Annotated in this window: 1 protein-coding gene and 1 pseudogene; one reads left to right on the forward strand and one right to left on the reverse strand. The window is 50.3% G+C overall.

Annotation, left to right across the window (positions count from 1 at the left end):
• Nucleotides 1–85 (forward strand): annotated as a pseudogene (locus QZ506_RS16545) (lipoprotein); the annotation flags it as partial.
• Between the two features lie 463 nt (nt 86–548).
• Here the strand turns inward: QZ506_RS16545 and prfC are convergent.
• Nucleotides 549–2,138 (reverse strand): peptide chain release factor 3, encoded by a 1,590-nt coding sequence (gene prfC / locus QZ506_RS16550; RefSeq protein ID WP_291972568.1) that lies wholly within the window; start codon nt 2,136–2,138, stop codon nt 549–551.
• Nucleotides 2,139–2,335 lie beyond the last annotated feature (197 nt).

Here is a 2,335-nt window from a genome sequence, read left to right on the forward strand (position 1 = left end):
TCAGGTGGGTGAAGCCATGGCCATGGTCAAAGCGCTTAACCGGATCACGCTATTAGGAATGCCGAACAGTATTCGCATCACGTAACAATCGACCAGTATGGGGCGCAGTCGTTACAAGTTCTGATTTATTCAACAAAGCCGATGTTTTTCATCGATTATTTCCTTTTGCTAGGGTCCACGCGGACATCAATCACGCTGGTGTTGGCACTCAATGCAACGCAGCAAAAAAAACAGGCGTTTAACGTTACCAAATATCACGTAGTCGATATAACGCACTACATGATTTATCACCAGCAGTGAAACTCACTAATTGTTAACGCGATATTAGCTATAGTGCATGGAATGACGATTACTAGCGGAATAGGGAGGAAAAGTCCCTTTCCGGCGGCATTTCGGATTTGTCCGTGGTGAAAAAGGGCGAGAAGAAATCAAACAAAATAAGATTAACTTATTAATAAATAAAAAACCAGAGTTTTAAAAGCCTGAAGCTATGCCAGAATCCTTTTAAACGCCGGTTTTTTAACCGACTAAGCCGCAGTAGCCGAAAATTAGTGCTCTCGGGTTTTGAAGAAAGTGACGTCTGGGTAGCGTTCCTGCGTCAAATTCAGATTCACCATGGTCGGTGCCACATAAGCCAAGTTGTCGCCACCATCGAGCGCCAGATGCAATTCATTCTTGCTCTTGAACTCTTCAAATTTCTTCCCATCTGCACACTCAACCCAACGTGCGGTGGAGACGTTGACCGATTCATAGATTGCTTCCACGTTGTACTCTGACTTCAAGCGCGCCACCACCACGTCAAACTGCAACACGCCCACAGCCCCGACAATCAAATCGTTGTTGGCCAGTGTGCGGAACACCTGTACTGCCCCCTCTTCCGAGAGTTGCACCAACCCTTTGAGCAGTTGTTTCTGCTTTAACGGATCGCGCAGACGGATACGGCGGAACAGTTCCGGCGCAAAATTCGGGATACCGGTGAATTTCATCTCTTCACCTTGGGTAAAGGTATCACCAATCTGGATGGTGCCGTGGTTATGCAACCCAATGATATCGCCGGGGAATGCCTCTTCCACATGAGAACGGTCACCTGCCATAAAGGTCAGCGCATCGGAAATGACCACATCCTTGCCGGTACGCACCTGACGCAGCTTCATGCTCTTTTCATACTTGCCGGACACCACACGCATAAAGGCGACGCGGTCGCGGTGTTTCGGGTCCATGTTCGCCTGAATCTTGAACACGAAACCAGTGAATTTCTCTTCCTGCGCGGTAACGGTGCGGGTATCCGTATTGCGCGGCATCGGCGCAGGTGCCCAGGCGACCAGTCCATCCAGCATATGATCGACACCGAAGTTACCCAGCGCGGTGCCGAAGAACACCGGCGTCAACGCACCAGACAGGAAAGCCTCCAGCTCAAACTCATGAGAAGCGCCCTGCACCAGTTCCAGCTCTTCACGCAGCTGTGCGGCCAGATCTTCACCGACAGCTTTATCCAGATCCGGGTTATTCAACCCTTTGACTATACGCACTTCCTGGATCGTGTGGCCCTTACCGCTCTGATAAAGATAGGCTTCATCCTTGTACAGATGGTAAACGCCCTTGAACAGCTTGCCGCAACCAATCGGCCAGGTTATCGGCGCACAGTCGATTTTCAGCTCACTCTCGACCTCATCCAACACCTCCATCGGATCGCGGATATCGCGGTCAAGCTTGTTCATGAACGTCAGGATTGGCGTATCACGCAGACGCGTTACTTCCATCAGCTTGCTGGTACGATCTTCGACGCCTTTTGCCGCATCGATCACCATCAGGCAGCAGTCCACTGCCGTCAACGTGCGGTAGGTATCTTCAGAGAAGTCTTCGTGCCCCGGGGTATCCAGCAGATTGACCAGCGCCTCCCGATACGGGAACTGCATCACGGAAGTGGTGATGGAGATACCACGCTGCTTTTCCATCTCCATCCAGTCTGACTTAGCGTGCTGGCTCGAACCGCGCCCCTTCACCGTTCCGGCGGTCTGAATGGACTGTCCGAACAGCAGAACCTTCTCGGTAATGGTGGTTTTACCGGCATCGGGGTGAGAAATGATTGCAAATGTTCTTCTACGCTCTACTTCTGCGACATAAGAGAGATTTGTCATTACACTACCTTAAATATGTACAACCATATGTACAAAAGAAAAATTCATGCCACGGAGGCTTTGTTGAATAAATCAGAACTTGTAACGACTGCGCCCCATAGGTCGATTGTTACGTGATGCGAATACTGTTCGGCATTCCTAATAGCGTGATCCGGTTAAGCACTTTGACCATGGCCATGGCTTCACCCACCTGAGCA

The organism is Candidatus Symbiopectobacterium sp., assembly GCF_020054415.1.
Taxonomy (GTDB): domain Bacteria; phylum Pseudomonadota; class Gammaproteobacteria; order Enterobacterales; family Enterobacteriaceae; genus Symbiopectobacterium.

Bases quoted from the DNA above. Each gene is read 5' to 3' on its own strand.
- prfC (WP_291972568.1), bottom strand. From the start codon at position 2,138: ATGACAAATCTCTCTTATGTCGCAGAAGTAGAGCGTAGAAGAACATTT.